Raw genomic sequence first — 2,606 nt, forward strand, 5'->3', positions numbered from 1 at the left:
TGAGTAGTAACCCTCTCCGGTACCAACAATCAGCAGAATCTGGTACCGCCAGTCAGCGGGCTTGGTACCCTGGGTAAGATAAATTGGTACCGCCGCCCATCGAGCCTAGAATTCCATGTCGCGAGCCCAATCCGGGGCTCGCTTTCATGGAAAGGGGCACGATGCCTATGTCCAAGAACAAGAAAATCCTCCTGATGCTGGCCAAGGGAGGGGCCACCCAGTCGGACATCGCGGCCGCGCTTCACGTCAGCAAGCGCGACGTCTCCGCCGGCGCCAAGGTGATGCGCGAATGCGGCCTGACGTTCGACGCCGTGAGCTCGATGGACGCCGACGCGGTCGATGACATGTTCTTCGCCAAGGAGGAGCGCCGTCCGAACGACGCCTACCTGAGACCCGACATGGCGGCGCTGGTCGAGCGCAAGAAAATGAGTCGGAAGCTGCCGGTGAAGCTCTTCTGGCTCGAGTACTGCGAGCGCGCCGCGGCGGAGGGGAAGCTCGCCTACGCCTACCAGACGTTCTGCGAGATGTTCGCCGACGCCGCAGGCAAGATGGGCGCGACCAGGCACTTCTCCCACGAGCCGGGGGCCAAGTGCTTCATCGATTGGGCCGGCGACGTCGCCCACCTCACCGACAAGCTGCTGGGAACCAGGACCAAGGTCTACGTCCTGGTCGTCACGTTGCCCTTCTCGGACAAGTTCTGGGCGGAGGGCTTCTGCGACATGAGGCAGAAATCCTGGCAGGAGGGCCAGATCCACGCGTTCGAGGAGTTCGGCGGCGTTCCGCGCATGTGGGTGCCCGACAACGCCGCCACGGCGACCGATCGGGCCGCAGCCCCGCGGGTCACGCTCGTGAACAGGGAGTACGAGCGCTTCGCCGAGCACTACGGGGCGGCCGTCCTGCCCGCCCGGGTCCGTCGGCCGCGCGACAAGAGCGTGGCCGAATCGTGCGTCGACCTGGTTGAGCGCTGGATCATCGGGCCGTCCGGCGAGATGACATTCTATACCATCGACGAGTTCAACGAGTTCTGCGCGGAGAAGGTGGCATGGCTCAACTCCCGGCCGTTCTCCGCCAAGGACGGCTCGCGCGACTCGGTGTTCGAGGAGGAGCGCATGCACCTGATGCCCCTTCCCGCCGAGCGCTACGAGATGTGCGAGTGGCGCAGCGCCAAGGTGGCCCCGGACTACCACGTCACCGTCGACTACATGCACTACTCCGTCGACCACTCGCTCATCGGCGAGCAGGTCGACGTGAAGCTGACCTCGTCGTCGGTCGCGGTGATGCACGGCGGGGCGGTGGTCGCCGTGCACCCGAGGCTTCACGGCCGCAAGGGGCAGTACTCGACCAACGTCGAGCACATGCCCGAGAACCATGCCGCACTGGACGACCCGTGGTCGCCGGAGCGGTTCGCGTCGTGGGCGAGGCGCGTCGGCCCCGAGACCGCATCGGCGATCGAGCGCGTCCTCGCCAGCCGCGCGATCGTCGAGCAGTCGTTCGTCTCCTGCCGCAACATCCTCGGGCTGTCGAAGACGTACGCGCCGGCGCTGCTCGAGCGCGCTTGTGCCAAGCTGAACGCGGCCTCGGCGCTTCCCAGCTACACCGGCCTCAAGAACGCGATCCTCGCCATCAAGTCGTCCGACGCCGAGGAGCGAGCCAAGGGGCGCCCCGTCGGGGCCGCAGGCTCCGGCGAGCTGGTGGACCGCGCCAAATCGGCGGGCCGCCTGCGCGGCGCGGACGCCTACAAGAGAGGCGGCGAGTAGGATGCTTACCGAAGAGCACTTCGAGCTGTTCAGACAGTTCAGGATAAAGGCCATGGGGGACAAGCTGCGCGAGATGGTGGAGGACGAGTCGTACGATCGGTTCACCTTCGAGGAGAAGATGGAGATGCTCATCGACGCGGAGGCCGCCGCCAGGCGGGAGCGCAAGGTGGCCAAGCTCGTCAAGGACGCGCGCTTCAAGGATCCCTCGGCATGCGTCGAGGACGTCGTCTATCTGCCCGACCGGACGCTCGCCAAGGACCGTATCAACCGCCTCGCCCGATGCGAGTGGATCGGCGAGAGCGAGGTCGTCGTGGTCATCTCGAAAACCGGCTGCGGCAAGAGCTTCGTCGTTCAGGCTCTCGGCAACGCGGCGTGCCGCAGGCTGATACCCGTGCGCTACACGCGCCTCGCCGACATCTGCGACGATTTGAACCGGGCCCGCGCCGCCAAGGACGGCAGCTACTTCGAGAAGATGGACGCCTACAAGTCCGTCGCGCTCCTGTTGGTCGACGACTTCATGACGACGCCGATATCGACGCAGAACTCGGTCGACCTGTTCGAGATCATGGAGGCGCGCGAGGGCCGCCGCGCGACCGTCATCGCCTCGCAGCTCGAGCCGAACGAGTGGTACCTGCGCATCGAGGGCGAGCTGATGGCGGACTCGATCCTCAACCGCATCGCAACCGGTGCCCGCTACATAGATCTCGAGGGGCCGAACATGCGAGAGTACTTCGCCAAGAAGAGGCGCGCTGATTAGCGGTACCGAGACAGCCTACTCGCGGTACCGCCTTTTGCTGATCGCCGGTACCAAGCCAGGTGATCGATGGTACCGCGAGAGGTTACTACTCA

General features: G+C 65.4%; 2 protein-coding genes. Both read left to right on the forward strand.

Annotated features, from left to right (window positions below):
• Positions 1 to 161: 161 nt before the first annotated feature.
• Positions 162 to 1,757, forward strand: a complete 1,596-nt coding sequence (gene istA, locus GO707_RS11750; RefSeq protein ID WP_161128471.1) for an IS21 family transposase — start codon at positions 162 to 164, stop codon at positions 1,755 to 1,757.
• Position 1,758: 1 nt separating this feature from the next.
• Positions 1,759 to 2,514, forward strand: coding sequence for an ATP-binding protein (locus GO707_RS11755; RefSeq protein WP_139912829.1), 756 nt, complete (start codon positions 1,759 to 1,761; stop codon positions 2,512 to 2,514).
• Positions 2,515 to 2,606: the final 92 nt, after the last annotated feature.

This window comes from Adlercreutzia rubneri, assembly GCF_009755265.1.
Classification (GTDB): Bacteria; Actinomycetota; Coriobacteriia; order Coriobacteriales; family Eggerthellaceae; genus Adlercreutzia; species Adlercreutzia rubneri.

Coding starts and splice junctions, on each gene's coding strand:
- istA (WP_161128471.1), top strand. CDS start 162: ATGCCTATGTCCAAGAACAAGAAAATCCTCCTGATGCTGGCCAAGGGA.
- GO707_RS11755 (WP_139912829.1), top strand. CDS start 1,759: ATGCTTACCGAAGAGCACTTCGAGCTGTTCAGACAGTTCAGGATAAAG.